Source organism: Methylotuvimicrobium sp. (genome assembly GCF_050611805.1).
Classification (GTDB): domain Bacteria; phylum Pseudomonadota; class Gammaproteobacteria; order Methylococcales; family Methylomonadaceae; genus Methylotuvimicrobium.
On the sequence record NZ_JBNGHF010000012.1, the window covers coordinates 89964 to 105096 of the forward strand.

Annotated in this window: 16 protein-coding genes and 1 pseudogene; 2 read left to right on the forward strand and 15 right to left on the reverse strand. The window is 40.1% G+C overall.

Annotated features, from left to right (window positions below):
- Positions 1-183: 183 nt before the first annotated feature.
- From ACRJJO_RS08250 to ACRJJO_RS08305, 12 genes and pseudogenes are all read right to left on the reverse strand, one after another.
- Positions 184-1596 carry a BNR-4 repeat-containing protein gene (locus ACRJJO_RS08250; RefSeq protein ID WP_431065362.1) on the reverse strand — a complete coding sequence of 471 codons (1413 nt, stop codon included), beginning with the start codon at positions 1594-1596 and terminating at the stop codon, positions 184-186.
- A complete protein-coding gene (locus ACRJJO_RS08255) occupies positions 1580-2764 on the reverse strand; it encodes a glycosyltransferase family 4 protein (protein WP_431065363.1) in 1185 nt (394 codons plus the stop codon). Before ACRJJO_RS08255 ends, ACRJJO_RS08250 begins: the two co-directional genes overlap by 17 nt.
- On the reverse strand, positions 2754-4088 hold the full coding sequence (locus ACRJJO_RS08260) for an O-antigen ligase family protein (RefSeq protein WP_431065364.1): 1335 nt from the start codon (positions 4086-4088) through the stop codon (positions 2754-2756). The genes ACRJJO_RS08255 and ACRJJO_RS08260 overlap by 11 nt, the downstream gene beginning before the upstream one ends.
- Positions 4089-4091: 3 nt before the next feature.
- Positions 4092-5003, reverse strand: coding sequence for a glycosyltransferase family 2 protein (locus ACRJJO_RS08265; protein WP_431065365.1), 912 nt, complete (start codon positions 5001-5003; stop codon positions 4092-4094).
- A gap of 85 nt (positions 5004-5088) precedes the next feature.
- The gene (locus ACRJJO_RS08270) at positions 5089-5706 is read right to left on the reverse strand and encodes a YdcF family protein (protein ID WP_431065366.1); all 618 of its coding nucleotides are present in this window, start codon (positions 5704-5706) and stop codon (positions 5089-5091) included.
- A gap of 16 nt (positions 5707-5722) precedes the next feature.
- A complete protein-coding gene (locus ACRJJO_RS08275; RefSeq protein WP_431065367.1) occupies positions 5723-7507 on the reverse strand; it encodes a hypothetical protein in 1785 nt (594 codons plus the stop codon).
- Positions 7508-7510: 3 nt separating this feature from the next.
- Positions 7511-8821, reverse strand: a complete 1311-nt coding sequence (locus ACRJJO_RS08280) for a lipopolysaccharide biosynthesis protein (RefSeq protein WP_431065368.1) — start codon at positions 8819-8821, stop codon at positions 7511-7513.
- A gap of 829 nt (positions 8822-9650) precedes the next feature.
- Positions 9651-9887: a DUF4351 domain-containing protein gene (locus ACRJJO_RS08285; RefSeq protein ID WP_431065369.1), complete on the reverse strand. Its 237-nt coding sequence runs from the start codon at positions 9885-9887 to the stop codon at positions 9651-9653.
- A 161-nt stretch (positions 9888-10048) separates the two neighbouring features.
- Positions 10049-10459, reverse strand: a complete 411-nt coding sequence (locus tag ACRJJO_RS08290) for a type II toxin-antitoxin system VapC family toxin (protein WP_431065370.1) — start codon at positions 10457-10459, stop codon at positions 10049-10051.
- Complete coding sequence (locus ACRJJO_RS08295; RefSeq protein WP_431065371.1) at positions 10456-10692, reverse strand: hypothetical protein; 237 nt, start codon at positions 10690-10692, stop codon at positions 10456-10458. Before ACRJJO_RS08295 ends, ACRJJO_RS08290 begins: the two co-directional genes overlap by 4 nt.
- A gap of 429 nt (positions 10693-11121) precedes the next feature.
- Positions 11122-11382, reverse strand: a complete 261-nt coding sequence (locus ACRJJO_RS08300; RefSeq protein ID WP_431065372.1) for a DUF4351 domain-containing protein — start codon at positions 11380-11382, stop codon at positions 11122-11124.
- 6 nt (positions 11383-11388) lie between these two features.
- Positions 11389-11484 (reverse strand): annotated as a pseudogene (locus tag ACRJJO_RS08305) (hypothetical protein); the annotation flags it as partial.
- Positions 11485-12528: 1044 nt separating this feature from the next.
- On the opposite strand from ACRJJO_RS08305, the gene ACRJJO_RS08310 reads away from it, so the two are divergent.
- Positions 12529-12792, forward strand: a complete 264-nt coding sequence (locus tag ACRJJO_RS08310; RefSeq protein WP_431065373.1) for a BrnT family toxin — start codon at positions 12529-12531, stop codon at positions 12790-12792.
- Positions 12782-13051, forward strand: a complete 270-nt coding sequence (gene brnA / locus ACRJJO_RS08315) for a type II toxin-antitoxin system BrnA family antitoxin (protein ID WP_431065374.1) — start codon at positions 12782-12784, stop codon at positions 13049-13051. Before ACRJJO_RS08310 ends, brnA begins: the two co-directional genes overlap by 11 nt.
- 198 nt (positions 13052-13249) lie before the next feature.
- Here brnA and ACRJJO_RS08320 read toward each other — a convergent pair whose 3' ends face one another.
- The 3 genes from ACRJJO_RS08320 to ACRJJO_RS08330 all read right to left on the reverse strand — a co-directional run.
- Positions 13250-13690 carry a type II toxin-antitoxin system VapC family toxin gene (locus ACRJJO_RS08320; RefSeq protein ID WP_431065375.1) on the reverse strand — a complete coding sequence of 147 codons (441 nt, stop codon included), beginning with the start codon at positions 13688-13690 and terminating at the stop codon, positions 13250-13252.
- Positions 13687-13938 (reverse strand): hypothetical protein, encoded by a 252-nt coding sequence (locus ACRJJO_RS08325; protein WP_431065376.1) that lies wholly within the window; start codon positions 13936-13938, stop codon positions 13687-13689. The genes ACRJJO_RS08320 and ACRJJO_RS08325 overlap by 4 nt, the downstream gene beginning before the upstream one ends.
- 908 nt (positions 13939-14846) lie before the next feature.
- A partial coding sequence (locus ACRJJO_RS08330; protein WP_431065377.1) for a DUF4351 domain-containing protein occupies positions 14847-15133 on the reverse strand: 287 nt, incomplete at its 5' end.

Here is a 15133-nt window from a genome sequence, read left to right on the forward strand (position 1 = left end):
TCAACTGCTTTTTAGATTGCTTCCTGACTAGCACCGTATAAAAAAGCTTATAGCCCTTAGGTACTGATTGCTCGCAGATTGCAGGCATTAACTCTTTTTATTAACATTACAATCGTTATTCAATATTTGTTATAAACCGTACCAATGGAATTAAATAATATATTTACATAGGAATATAAAAATTCATTCCCAGTCTACTTTTGTAACTTTTAAACGTGTGTAATCACAGCTCTGAGTATAAATTAAAAACACTTTACTTTCAGGAACTAATGCTACTTTAGGATGGCACCACATATTGTGTTTGGATTTAATTTTTGCTTCTTTGTCTTCGTGAATCATTCTCCAAACGCCATGAATACCATTACGCTTAAAAATTCTCAATCCTGTAGCGAAAGCCCATAAATTACCGTTTGTATCAAACGCAATTTCCAATGCAGAATTGGGTAGTTTTTCAGGCTTAGACCAATGATTTTTAGTTTTATCATAGTATACTAGCACGCGAGCCTGGCCGATAGGTTGTAGTAAAAAATATGGTGTATCGTCTGGTCCAATAGCTATACGTGTTGGGCCATAAAATTTTGTGCCTGGACTAAATGAACCGATCTGATCAGCCATATTGACGGTTATTGGAAGTTCGTAATCTTTACTGTCAACCGTTTTAAACGCCTGTCCATTGTTTGCCGACCAAGCATAACTTGGATGTGAAAGATCACCGCCCGCTCGTCCTTGTCGCCACATCCAAGCAACATGTATCTGATTTCCTGAGTCAAAAGCTAACCTAGGAAAATAAGCCCACCAATCAAACGTCAAAGCAAAAGGTTTTACAATCGACCTGTCACTGTTCAAAAGCGCATCTATATTGCTTAATGAAAAATCACCACCTAATGAATCCCAAGATTTAGTTTCATTATTGTATTTGGCAATACCGGCTCCAAAGCCTCGCTTTAAATAATGTTTTTTTGGCCGTACTGCAAAACGATATGTCACATATAAATCATTATTTTTATCCTGAAAAAATGCTGGGTATGTGATTTGGTTACCCGGTATAGCAGCCTGACCTATTCCGGGAAACGGAGTTCTATTAAGATGTTTTACAGCGTATTTAACTACTGAGCTGACTGTTTGCCCCCTAAATTCAAACCCATTTATGTTAAGGGGTTTCGATGAAACCACATATTGCCAAGGCATGTTATGCATATTATAAGCAACGTGAATATATCCGTTAGCATCAATCGCTAACGAAGGAACATTATGCCACTGATCGTCTAACGTCTCCGAATCAACAACAAAAGAATCCCATTTCCAACCCTCACTAGATTTTTCACCTTTTCGTATGACTGTTTTTAAATTAATACCGTTTAATACATTGTCAGGCTGCTCCACGGTAACGATAAAAACTTGACCATCGCGATATGCAATGGGTGTCGCCCATGTACTAATATTAGACTTGGAAACCTTAATTGGCGAAAGAATATCTTCTACTTGTGCGCAATAGCCGACCAACGAATAAGTTAGAAATAAAAAAACTATTAATCTTCTGACAATGTTTGTATTAATCGATTCTTGAAACAAGTAATTTTTATTCGTATTTTTCAAGGCAACTCTCAATCGCTTGACAGTAGTTAGATGCAATTGACGCTTGACGAAAAAAATCAAAGCGCCCCTCCGCTAAATAAATTCTAAGCTTGTTGCGTAAATCATCGGCTATCTCGTTAAAATTATTAATTCCATTATTGATGCTATTTTGGTCGAATGGATCAACGCGTACACCTACATCAAGATCGTCCAGATATCCATCGATACCGGTATCTGCTGAATAGAGTATTGGAACACCTGATAACAATGCTTCAGTATAGACCATTCCAAATGTTTCATTAGGGCTTATTAATATAAAGCCGCGATATTGTGAAATTTGAGCAACTGTTTCCGCGTTATTAAATATCCCAAGAAACTTAACTTGATCAGATAAGTTAAATTCTTTTACCCAGTTAGCCTCAGTACTTTCCGAATCACAACCTATAACATCCAATTCAATTTTTTTATTATCAATTTTAGCGGCAACCAGTCCAATAAGTAATTTTCTAAACCCTTTTATTTTTCCACGACCTTCCCGAAATACAGTTACGAATCTATTTTTTCGTGTTAGTCCGGCTTTAATAGCATTTTCTGAAACTTTGACAATGTTTGGTAAAAAAGTATAGTTGAAATATTTATTCGAAACACTACTTTTACTTTCGATTTTTAAAAGTTTGTCTATTAATTTTTGTGTCCATGGAGCCGGAAAAAAAACCACTGAAGTTTTTTCAATAACTCTTTTATATATACCCCTCCGATCCGGTCGCCAACGCATGATACGTCCATCGGTTAATCCTCTAACGGTACATACATAAGGTTTCTCGGTATGTGATGTCAGAAAAAAAGCAACGAGCGCCTCTACTGTCAATTTATGTCCATGAATAATATCGTACTCCAACCCGATATCATCAAGTTCGCGTCCGATCCGTCGAGCCAACTTTCTCAAAAAATTGCTTTGGCCGATCGCCGCAGGCAAACCAAAATAAGAAATGGAAAGTATCTTTTCACCCCGAATAACATACTCATTCAGAGGATTCAACGTTCGGGAAATCGAAACCACATAGTGATCTAAATGATCGGAAGTTGCCTCGATTAAGTTTTTAACCGCATATGTGATGGGTTGCTGAAAAACTCCATCGGGATAATTAGCGACAATATGCAGTACACGACAACTATCTCTAGACAACATTATCCATCCTTTTATTTTCCATAGGAAACAACCATTTATAATTACAGCTGACTAGATAAACCCACACGAACGTAAACCAATACAGATGGGTCGGCCGCATAATCGAGGCTTCCGCCATATTATGCAATAAGAGTGCTGTTGCAAAGCCCGCAAGCCCCCAACCGAAAACACTATCGTGCCGGATGATTTTGAGTAACCCTCGGTAAGTCACAAAAATCATCGATACTAATATCGAAAAACCGATTATTCCGCCGCGAATGGCAAGATCTAAATAACCGTTATGAAATTGAGTTATATCGAAACGTAAAGTGTGCATAACCGACAACAATGCATCGAATCCCCAACCAAACCAAGGTTTCATATTAAAAATTTCCCAACCCATATCCCAAATTCGCGTTCGGCCGGTCATGGTCCTGTCTCTCCCTAATTTCGCAAGTATATAATCGACACTAAATACTTCCGGTAAAAAAGCTACGAGCGAAGTTATTCCAATGATTATCAAAAAAAACGCAAAAATAAATTTTATTAGGCGTGTATTAAAATTTCCCTTACTTAATGTCACAAAAAAAGGAATAGTTAAGCACAACAATAAAGACATCAAAAGCGACGTTACAGATGTAACCTCCTTACCTCCTTTCAATGCCAAAAAAGGGACAATCAAAAAAAACAAACACATTAATTTAGCAAAAAACCGAGTATGCAGGTTATAGAGCATCAGTAAACTCCATACGCAAACCACGCAAAACATGCCTAGCGTATTCGGATTACCGGCCACCCCTTGCCAGCGGGTTAATCGAAAAGTACCGATGCTTGGCATAGTAATCGAAACAAAAATAGATACCGCTATAAAGGCAAGAGATGCTATCGCTAAATGTTTAAACAAAAATTTCGGACCACGCTCCTTAAGTAATATCAACAAGACAATACCCACCATAAAATAACCGATATCGTGAGCATTATGTAACAACACCTTACTCGGAAAAACGGTCCAAAATACGGACAGCCCGCTAAAAACTATGAATGCTAAATAGATTTTACATTTTGCTAATATTTTCCAAACAACATTAGTACGCGACATAATAGCAAGCAGCGCCATAAGGTAAGCGGGCCCCAAAGTTAGGATTCGTACCAACTCACCTAGATTCCCCATTGCGGAAGCCCCACTGTGCCGGGCTGTTGCAAGCGTAAACCCCAAATACAAAAGGTAAATTGTAATAACAGTATATTTGGGGATCAAATAATTTTTTTTTGTAATATTAAGAGAATCAGCGCTACCCTTTCTTACCTGAGAGTAACCAACGCTTGATTCCGTATTAACTGCCATTATTTATCTCCGATATTCATAATAGTACCGACCAGAAAGAACGGATAGCTGACCCAAATTAAGAAACAATTTTCTAATTGCACGCATGGTATATTTAGTGCCTAAAATCATTGCAAACGGCACCAACAATATAGCAACTGTTGTATAAGCAAGTCGTTTAAAAAACCACATCAACTTCTCAATCAAGGTTGCTTCGGCTAAAATAATGCGCGCATAGCATTGACCGCCACGATACGATCGCCTTTTTAAAAATTCAAAAGTCATCCGCTCATCAGGAACTGACTCACTAACAATGGCCTCGTTACACCAAATGAGTTTGAAGCCGTCCTTAACCGCCTTTCTAAAAAGAGCCGCATCAGAACCACCGGTCAAGCCAAATTCCCGATCGAATGGCCCAGTATATTGATCCAGCAAAGATCTTTTCACCAATGTGTTATTTGTGGCGCCCGTTACAACTGTTGTCCCAGTTTTGTGACTTGGCCGGTCTATTAGTCCCGATTCAACAACCCAGGCAGGAGCGTTAGATGGGTAAATTGGCACAACCGGACCAAACACGCCGTCAGCCTCGTAACGACGCAAACAATCATACAAATGAGTCAACCAACTTTCCGAAGCTACTTCATCATCATCGATAAATGCAACATAATCACCTTTACCCATGCGTACCGACCTGTTTCTGGCTAAAGCAATATTTTGCTCAGGTTCGATATCATAGGTTATATCGATTAAGCCGCGCATCTTGAATTCGTTAATAACGGTTTCGGCGCCGGCATTCGCATCGTTATCAACAACAAAAACTTTGACATTAATATCAGGCGATAATTGCTGTTGCTCAATACTGGTAAGTGTTTCTCTTAACAGCTCAGGTCGCATGAAAGTACAAAGACAAATATCAATTTGTGTTTGATTAGACATAAAAATCCTTGTTCAGACTCAATTCAATAACTAAAATGTTAAAACCTATCATTACAACCTGATAGCATTGTAAATTATTTAAAATTTATAGTTTATTAAAATAAAAATATGTTAGTTTAAATACTTCAAGTAACACAAATTGAGCGGAAATAGTGTTTTTCCACCAATATTGAGCAGACCACCAATCCGGACTACTTGAAATCAAAAAAAACGACAAGTCAGATTTATCGCCAAAAATAAATGAAAAAATAATTGAAAGCCTTCTTAAGTGCGGGGGATCGCTAACAATTAAAACACTTTGCCATTTATTATTGATCATCAGCTGATTAATAATAACAGCCTCTTCGTAAGTATTTTTTGCACTACTATCCAGTAATATCGATCGCTTTGGCACACCTTGTTCAATTAAATACTGCAAGCGCCATTTAGAATAAGTTGGCAAAACATTTTCATTCATTTCAGGAAAACCTGTAGTTAACACAGTGCTTGCAAAGCCTTTAGTGTATAAATCCGCGCCTTTTTTAACTCTATCGCCAGTGCCTCCGCCTAAAATGACAATTAGGTCTGCTTTCATTGGCTTGTGCTCTGGTGTGCTAAAGAATGCTCCACCAAAAATTACTAAGGCTATAGTAAAAATAACTTGGATAAAAAATATAAAAACTAACAATAATAAAAATATAGATATTGGCTTTATATTATTCACAACTTTAATAAACTGATTAATCTATATCTTTATCATTTGGAGTAAACTTATTTAAAAAATACATAACCTGAAGTAAGTTTATTTTTTGCTTAATATCTAAATCTTTACCATTAAATATTTGTTCAGAGTTATCTGCTAAAGTAACCCCACTAATCGTGGAGAATCCCTTTGCATAGTTTAATAATGCTTGATGGAACTGTTCGCTTTTCATAACTAAATTCCAATCCCTCCAAGGTCCTTGATTTCCTTTTATCACCCCTGTTCGTATACCAATTTTTCTCCAAGTCCAAATTACAAATTTTATTGGCATGTTGACCCACCATGAAAAATAGGGTAAATAACCGTCACCATGCAGCAACCATTTTGTTCTATATAATAATGGCTTGGCTGCTTTATGAAATAAGCGACGATTAAGTTTCCAGGATTGTTGTGCTTTAGCGCTAATTTTAACAACTTCCTTACTCATAAATGGTTCGTAACTTCTAAAGAGTCTTCGGTTGCCATGTACGTTAGGGATTTCTGTTTGCATGGTAATTGGCCAAAGGTAAAACCATTCTTCGGCTGATTCGTAACGAAAACCTTTTATAAATTGTAAATGATCTCTACGCCTCTTGGTTACTTCTAACAATACATCATCTGAAAAAATTTTGTTAGATACAATGTTAGCAGGAGAAAATTTACGTTGTTTAATTTGCGGTAAAAAATTAAATCGCTTTGTAAAATGTGTTTTTTTAATTTTTAATCCTTTAAGGAGAGTATCTGACATAAACCCACCAAACACTGCTGGATATTTGTTTAACTTACAACTCTTATGAAAACCGAATGTATGTACATGATGAAATTCTGCTCCACTACCGACTAAGTCAGCGCAAGCAGGTAGTATATCTATATAATGTGTTACGCTACGCGTAGCTAAATTAAAACTAGCACCATAAGCATTAGCTGTCTGTTTTGCTAGCTTGCCCTCACGATTCATACTATCTAAAAAAATATAAGCATCTCGTTGAGATTTTTGAGGCAATAGAGCCGATAAAGTTCGAGAATCTTCACCACCGCTTATAAATTGAGCGATAACAGGCATTTCTTCGGCAATTGAATTAACGTAATTTTGTAAACTATTTCTTAGATAATTTGCTGTTTCTTTAATTGATTCTGATTGATGATTTTCTTTTGGCAACCAATATGAAGAATATTTGAATATGCAAGATTCTGCTATTAAGGTGTGTATCGATGCTGGAGCTATTTGTCGAATATTACTATAAAATGTATATGGGTAAGTTACTAAGCCATGAAGAATAAAATCAACTTGCGAAATGAAATCTAATTCCCTTTGCTGTTTCGATATTCTTGCCAACACATCTACGTGAGTTGAAAGTATTACATTAGCTTTATCTTGGCAAACAAATACGGGAACAAATGACATTAAGTCAGTAACACAAGTTATATCATTTGTAGATTTGTCAATAACTAGAAATACAAATGGACCACTTATGTCTTCATCCCATTGGATTAAATTTGTGAGCCAGCGATTATAAATAGAAGTCGTACCTGCTACGATATCATTACCAGTTATAAATTTATTATTCTGAAAACAAAGTACAGGCCCGCCTATTACGACACAAATATGCTCAGTATTTTCATAGACTTGAAAACCATTATATATATTCTTAGTTACAGCAATAGAACCCCAATCACCATGATATTCAGTTATATCAGGAGGATCAACGTGATAAATAGCTTGTAATTCCTTGGCCAGATAACCATGAACTTGCTTTGTATTAGTAAAAATAAAATCACTCATATATCAGATATTAAACCTTTTAGAATCACTTTTTCTTGCAAAACGTATTGTGAATGTAATCAATATTGCATTTAAAAAAGCGCTCGTTATGCTAAATAAAATTACAGCCGTAACATCGCTAGAATAAATGTAAAAACCAATAAAAAGAGCTGCCCCCCTTGATAACAAACTAAAGACTTCATATATTAAAAAATAGCTTTGCAATCCTAAAACCGGTATTACGCTGACACTTGGGCGGTTAATAAAGGCAAACATTGACCACAATGCCATCCAGCTTGCATATTCGCCGGCCTTTATCCATTCTTGCCCGAATACAAATTCAAATAACGATGGACCAAAGATTATGACTATCGAAAATGGGACTACACAGACTAAAGCAAGAGATCCTGTAGCTTTAACCAAAAGTTTGTTGACGCTTTTTCCTTCATTAAACGTTTCTGTAATTCGAGGATAAAACACATCGGATACTGATTTACCAATTAACGTTGTCGGTAAACCTAGAACAGTTTTGCCAATACTATAGAATCCTGCTGCCGCAGGACCAAAAAGTGATGCTAGCATGATCACGGGCAAACTTTGAGAGGCTGCATTGATGAAGACTTGTGGTGCCCTAAAAAATGGAAAATCCCTATGTCTATAAGCTAATTCTTTTAATCCGGTAAACGGTCGAAGCGCCTTACTTTTTTTGGAAAAATTTTCCGCATTTTCGGATTTTTCTATCGCTGCTAATAACTGCAGGATTTGAAAAGCAATCCCTAAAGTGGAAATTACTATTAATGCTGTTGATGTTGGGCTTTGCCAACCAAACCCAGCCTTTGTTCCACTTACTACGGCAGCCTGAGAAACGGCAACTTTTGCAGTAATCTTGTACTGTTTTTTTCTAATTAACCATTGCTGTATAACTTGTAACCAAGCTGATAGGAGCATATAGATAGGAATAAACAACAAAAAGCTGGAAATCGACTCAAGGTTTAATAGTGTCAATAAGGTGTCGCCAAAAGTCAACAAACATGACGATAACAATAAAAATACTAGTATCGAAATTAACACCGATAATCTAGCGATAGCTTTGGCATCACGATCATCTTTAGGTAGTACTATCGCGATTGGGTATGTAAGGGCTGCAATGGGTGTTAAGACTGCAACCGTTGACATAAACACTCCCATAACACCATAGGCTTCAGGACCATATAATCGTGTAATGACCGGAGCAAAAGCCATTGTTATAGCTTGTGCGCCAGCAGTACCCGTTGCAACAGTTAATACATTACGCACAAATGTATTTTTTGCGAGATTTTTTATTTTAGTTTTCAAAAAAATAATTTATTTAATGAGATCGGAGGCAGGTCTTGTTTTTTGCATCATCCATTACAAAGCATAGAAACATTACAAATAAGCGTAAACAGTTTCAGGTATTGCAAAATTTCATTTCCAAAACTTCGCCGTCATTTTCTCACATCAGGATACCGAACAAAGATTACGCCAAGATGAAATCTTTCATCGGCCAATTGTAGATTGATACAAATATTAGTCCAGTTTTGGCTATGTTATTTAGTATCAGTCTCTTGTTTGTATTTGCAATTGATAGCTCTTGGCGTTAGGTGTGGCATTTCACCTATTTTTGTGGCATTTGGTTCATTTTAACTATTCAGTCCCCGGCAATTATGGTTTCCACGCTCTGCGTGGAAATGCCTGATGATTAACGCCCCAGCGGTACGAAACGCTAGAGCGTCTCGGGCTTCATTCCCACGCAGAGCGTGGGAACGATAGAGGTGGGTGTGAATAATTACGATTCATTTGGTGCCGGGATATTTTGTTAAGATTATTTCAAAATGGCGATTGTCTTGTAAGGTGCTCATCGCTTTGCATTTGGCGGCCGATTCTGCGGGATCGAGGCTTGGATATTTTTGCTTATGCAACTTCGATAGCGTTGGTTGTTACTCGCCTTTTTTGGCTTGGTTCGATATCACGATCTGGGGATAGCTCCCACAGGGGGGCAATGGTGCGGGATGCGGCCTCCCACTGAAGGTGGAACAAAAGCACTAAAGATTAACCGTCTGCCCTGAGCGCAGCAGAAAGGTTCACCACGAACGGATTATCCTTAATCTGTCCAGTGTTAAGTGAGTAGCCGGTCTTTTGTGCTTTATTGGCTGTCAAGCCAGTTTTGCAGGTCGGTTACGTTTTTAAAATCCAAAATTTCTTCCGCCAGGTTTTCCAGCATTGTCAGTTCCATACCCGGCAGTCGTTTCAGCGCAATTTCGAGTTCCGGTTGTATGCCGATCTTCCGGCGCAGTTGGCGCGTGAGCAACACGATACTTTCTTCTTCGGCAATTTCTTGGTAAAAACGGGTTTGTTTGAGTTCGGTATCTAAGCCTAGCATGGTTTTAATCTTTTCAAATTAATTGACGAGTTTTCCTGTTAATTCTGCATAAAGAGGAAATTTACGATCTGCAGATATTATACTTCGCGCGGCCACATTTGCGGCTTTCTGACGCGCTATTTTGTCCGATAGCGGCGTTGCGAAAACAGTTACATAGCTTGCTATGCGCCTGTTTTCGCGCCTTGCTCTCGAACAAAATAGCCTTGCCATAAAATCCGCAAACATGACCGCGCGAAGTATAACTTGCTGTCTGTCATCAGTGCTGTGGCAATGATGATACGGTCTTGCGGGTCGCTATGATGTTCGGATAAATCGACTGCTGCGCAAGCAATTTCGGCTGTAATGGGCACTAAAGTAATATTCGATCCCCTTAACGCCTTATCAAACCAAATGAGGATTGGTTCCGGCAATATAATTCGGTCATGCCGCTGTAGCCGTGCAACTTCAAAACAACTAATCGCTGACACACCTACCTCAGAGGTGTTATTGATGAGTTCCATCCATTGGGCTTTCATCGAATTCGTCTCATCATTGACCCACCACAGCCAGATGTGAGTATCCAAAATAATCATTTTGACAAATTCCAATCTGTTTCAGGCGCTGACGAAATAATATCCCCTAGAATTTGCAATTTTCCGGCTATGTCCGGATGCGGACGGCGTCTCGGCTGGGTAGCTGGTGATTCTGAAGTATTGTCAACTAAAATAATTATTCTAGCTTTACTTGCCTTTTGCAGTGATTGATATTCCTTAGGCACATGGACAATGCCATTTTCTATATTTGTTTCAAATTCTATAGCCAGCATGTTTGATTCCTTATTTGGGGTATGAAAAGGAGAAGGTTAGGGTCAGGTTTTGATTTTTTTCATGATTCATTACAAGGCGGAGAGATATTAAAATAATACTTCTTCCAAGTATCTCTTTAGTGTTCATCAAACATAGCTGAAAGTGTCGGTGCATCGAGCAAGCATTTGTTTGCAGGTAACGGCTATCCACTTAACGCGGGACAGCTTAAGGTTAATCCGTTCGTGGTGAGCCCTTCGACTACGCTCAAGAGAGCCCTGTCGAACCATGGACGGATTAACCATTCCCCCTTCGACAGGCTCAGGGCGAACGGTTAATCCTTAGTGCTTTTGTTCCGCCTTAAGTTGGAAGCCCAGGTAACGAAGCGGGAACAATGGTGCGTTGGCGATGCGCTCCCTACTTTATTTGCGTTTGGCACTTTCTATTGTGTCTCATTGGCTGTCAAGCCAGTTTTGCAGGTCGCTTACGTTTTTAAAATCCAAAATTTCTTCCGCCAGGTTTTCCAGCATGGTAAGTTCCATACCCGGCAGTCGTTTCAGCGCTGTTTCGAGTTCCGGTTGTATGCCGAACTTCCGGCGCAGTTGGCGCGTGAGCAAAACGATACTTTCTTCTTGTCGTCCTTCCCAACGTTCTTCTTCGGCAATTTCTTGGTAAAAACGGGTTTGTTTGAGTTCGGTGTCTAAGCCTAACATGGTTTTAATCTCCTCCCGCGTCAGTTGCGGTAGTTTGTAGACGAGTACGGTTTCAACAAAGTTGAGGATGTCGATGCCGTGTATCTTACGCTGTTTTACCAGTTTTTAGTAAAAGGGGTCAGGTTACATTTCTTGTCGGCTAACATTGGCCATAAATTAGGTGCGTAGCTTGCTGTGCTTAGCCATTGTGGCTTCGATGGCTTTTTTGGGTATTCGGACTATTCGACTTCGATTATCGCGATCTGGGGATCGCTCCCACAGTGACATCGCGACCGTTTAGGGAGGGGTGTTAGCCCATAAGCGCCAACTTAGTGCTTGTTCTATGGTGCGTTTATGGCTTTATTCGTCATATCGGTATGGATTGTCGATATCCATGTTGCATGGATGTGGTGCTACGCATTGCCATCCGTGGCCCTGGTGGATTCCGCCAATCCCTGGCGGAATGACGAGCTCCTTCCTTAAGTTGGCGCTTATGGGGTGTTAGCCTCGTCCTAATAAAATCCCCACAATCCCCCTGTTAATGGTCGATTACCAGTGCCAGTTTGGTGTTGTTAAAGAAGCTGGATTTGTTTTTAACGGTGATTCCGGTTTTGGTTCCTACGGTCCTCCGTGGGAATCCATACGTTGGCTGCCGAGGCAAGATCGGTACGCGTTCCCACGGAGGACCGTGGAAACGAGGAAAATAGGAAATAGGGTCAGGTCTAGCTATATAGCATTTCCTAAACTTCATCTTCGTTATCTCACAACAGCATATCGAACAAAGATTACGTCAACATGAAATCTTGCTATCGACCAATTGTAGTTTCATACAAAGTTTAGTCCAGTTTTATTTAAGTTATTTACTATCAGTCTCTTGCTTGTATTTTTTATCAGGCATGCATGGCGCTTAGTGTGGCATTTCACTTAGTTTGCGGCATTTGGCTGGAAAAGTACGAGCGATTTTTTTGGGAATTTTCTTACAATGGGACCGAGGTGCCAGTGTTGCTTGTGCTGTGTGCACTTGTGGTAACTTTTAGGCCCCTCTCTAAAAGATTCCGTTTATTGCTTTTTTACTCTTGGCGGCAACTTATCCTGACACAGGGGACTAATAGTCTACACCCAACTTTCTGCCTTGCTAAATGAGTAAAAAAGGAATATTTTGTACTCATGAATGATTTCGAATACGATGACGATAAGAGTCAGGCTAATTTGGAAAAACATGGAATTGACTTCCATGCGGCCCAGAAACTTTGGGATGATCCTGATCTTCTCGAGTTCCCTGCCAAATCCGACAATGAACCTCGATTTCTTGTGATTGGTCGTATCGCGGCCAAGCACTGGTCGGCCGTTGTCACGTACAGAAATAAGAAAGTCCGTCTGATATCAGTCAGGCGATCTCGCAAGAAAGAGGTAGAGTTATATGAAAGCTAAAGATTTCGATAAAAAATTTGATGAAGGAAAAGAAGATATTATTGACGATCTTGATCTTTCGCGTGGTCGTCGTGTCAACCAAATACCAAAACGTATCAATGTCGATTTCCCATCTTGGGTAGTCGAATCTCTAGATCGTGAAGCCGCTCGCATAGGTATTACGCGGCAATCAATTATAAAAGTCTGGCTGGTTGAGCGTCTAAAGGCTGAAGCTGCTAATAAGACGCAGAATAGTGACTCCTCAAGCAGCGCACATTAGCGGAACGATAGAATCGCCCGCAGAGGAAACGAGGTCATAAAAAAACGTAAAAAACGGGGTCTAGGAATATAGCATTTCCTCAAAAATAAGGGGGCAGAATCCTTTTTGCTTTTATTGAAGATGCATTTGTTTGGCCAGTTGCGTAGCGGTTGTGTGTGGCAAAATGGGTTTCCTTGGCGGTGCATCTTCATGGGCGAATTAACCTTTATCAGTCTCGCTTCGAATGTCTTGTAGCAAGTTACTAAATGGATGCCGATTTTTCCAGCGGTAAGCATTAAAATCACGCAGGTCAGTAGACACAATACGACCATGCCCAATATGCTCAGCCAGAACCACTAACGAAGCATCTGTAAAATCCATTGGTAAGTCTGCATATTGAGTCATCAGTTCTTCGCATCGAACTAAATCTCCTTCGTCCATATCGAAGAGTTTGAAAGCGCCACGGCGATGACTACGTAAGAAAGCGATAGCAAAATTTTGGCCTCGACGATTTTGTAATAGATAACACACTTCAGTGATTACAGGGATTGTTGTTATCAACGACTCTTCAATTTTTTCAGCCACTTGCAGGGCTAAAAGGTGAAAACTATCGCGATCGTCTAATATCGCCACCCAGAAGCCTGAGTCAGCAATGATCACTCATTTCCCCATAAATGTTCCTTATAATCGACCGAAAGTTTTCCGTCGCCATGGATGCAGCCAATTAAGCCTTCCTCAGAAAATATCCGCAGCATTTTTTGTCCTTCAGTCTCGTTAGCTTCAATCCCGGCGTCAATGGCTTTGGCTAAGATTTCAGTTACAATTTCTGTGAGCGGCTTTTGTAAGCGCTGCTGCATGGAAATCAAACGTTGACTACGTGCTTCATCCAACTCTGCTTCAATGTGCATTTCGGTACCTCGGGTGTGTTGTTTATGCATTCAATCCACTCACTTTTGAACGCGCTTTTTTCTTGATTGATCCATCATAGCCAAGGAAGATCGGGTCTTGTTTTTTGTATATTCCATAAGACACAGTGATGTTAAAAGTATGTCGTCTCTCTGTATTTCATCTGCTTCCATCAAAAACGGCTGAAAGTGTCGGTGCATCGAGCAGTCGTTCGGCCCAAAGGTCCAATTGATCGCGCGTAGCCGTTGTCAAGTTTGGCGTTCTATTTGTCGGCATCGAGGATTGGATATTATAGCCTATGTAGCTTCTATAGCGTTGCTGCTTACCTAGGCTGTCGAAAAAAGCTATTTTTAGCTAAATACTGTGTTCCCGCGTTATAAACTCAAAAATATTTTTGAAATTGTTCATAGGTTTTTAAGCGCCAGACGTAGAGTTCGCATCGCGCACCTGGTCGTGCTCTTGTCGGTTCGGCACCGTGGAAAGGTGCGCGATGCGCACCCTACGGCGCTCACAAAATATCGGTGTCAGGTTCCGATTTTTGCATGATCCATTGCATATCGCAGAGGCCTTAAAATAAGATTTTTTCGTTGTATCTCTTTAGTGTTCATCAAAGATGGCTGAAAGTGTCGGTGCATCGAGCAAGCATTCGTTTGCAGGTAATGGCTATCCACTTAACGCGGGACAGCTTAAGGTTAATCCGTTCGTGGTGAGCCCTTCGACTACGCTCAAGAGAGCCCTGTCGAACCATGGACGGATTAACCATTCCCCCTTCGACAGGCTCAGGGCGAACGGTTAATCCTTAGTGCTTTTGTTCCGCCTTAAGTTGGAAGCCCAGGTAACGAAGCGGGAACAATGGTGCGTTGGCGATGCGCTCCCTACTTTATTTGCGTTTGGCACTTTCTATTGTGTCTCATTGGCTGTCAAGCCAGTTTTGCAGGTCGCTTACGTTTTTAAAATCCAAAATTTCTTCCGCCAGGTTTTCCAGCATGGTAAGTTCCATACCCGGCAGTCGTTTCAGCGCTGTTTCGAGTTCCGGTTGTATGCCGAACTTCCGGCGCAGCAGGCGCGTGAGCAAAGCGATACTTTCTTCTTGTCGGCCTTCTTGTCGACCTTCTTGTCGACCTTCTTGTCGGCCTTCCCGCCGTTCTTCTTCGGCAATTTCTTGGTAAAAACGGGTTTGTTTGAGTTCGGTGTCTA

Coding starts and splice junctions, on each gene's coding strand:
- brnA (WP_431065374.1), top strand. CDS start 12,782: ATGAAAGCTAAAGATTTCGATAAAAAATTTGATGAAGGAAAAGAAGAT.
- ACRJJO_RS08290 (WP_431065370.1), bottom strand. CDS start 10,459: ATGATTATTTTGGATACTCACATCTGGCTGTGGTGGGTCAATGATGAG.
- ACRJJO_RS08265 (WP_431065365.1), bottom strand. CDS start 5,003: ATGTCTAATCAAACACAAATTGATATTTGTCTTTGTACTTTCATGCGA.
- ACRJJO_RS08295 (WP_431065371.1), bottom strand. CDS start 10,692: ATGCTGGCTATAGAATTTGAAACAAATATAGAAAATGGCATTGTCCAT.
- ACRJJO_RS08325 (WP_431065376.1), bottom strand. CDS start 13,938: ATGCACATTGAAGCAGAGTTGGATGAAGCACGTAGTCAACGTTTGATT.
- ACRJJO_RS08260 (WP_431065364.1), bottom strand. CDS start 4,088: ATGGCAGTTAATACGGAATCAAGCGTTGGTTACTCTCAGGTAAGAAAG.
- ACRJJO_RS08275 (WP_431065367.1), bottom strand. CDS start 7,507: ATGAGTGATTTTATTTTTACTAATACAAAGCAAGTTCATGGTTATCTG.
- ACRJJO_RS08255 (WP_431065363.1), bottom strand. CDS start 2,764: ATGTTGTCTAGAGATAGTTGTCGTGTACTGCATATTGTCGCTAATTAT.
- ACRJJO_RS08285 (WP_431065369.1), bottom strand. CDS start 9,887: ATGCTAGGCTTAGATACCGAACTCAAACAAACCCGTTTTTACCAAGAA.
- ACRJJO_RS08310 (WP_431065373.1), top strand. CDS start 12,529: ATGAATGATTTCGAATACGATGACGATAAGAGTCAGGCTAATTTGGAA.
- ACRJJO_RS08300 (WP_431065372.1), bottom strand. CDS start 11,382: ATGTTAGGCTTAGACACCGAACTCAAACAAACCCGTTTTTACCAAGAA.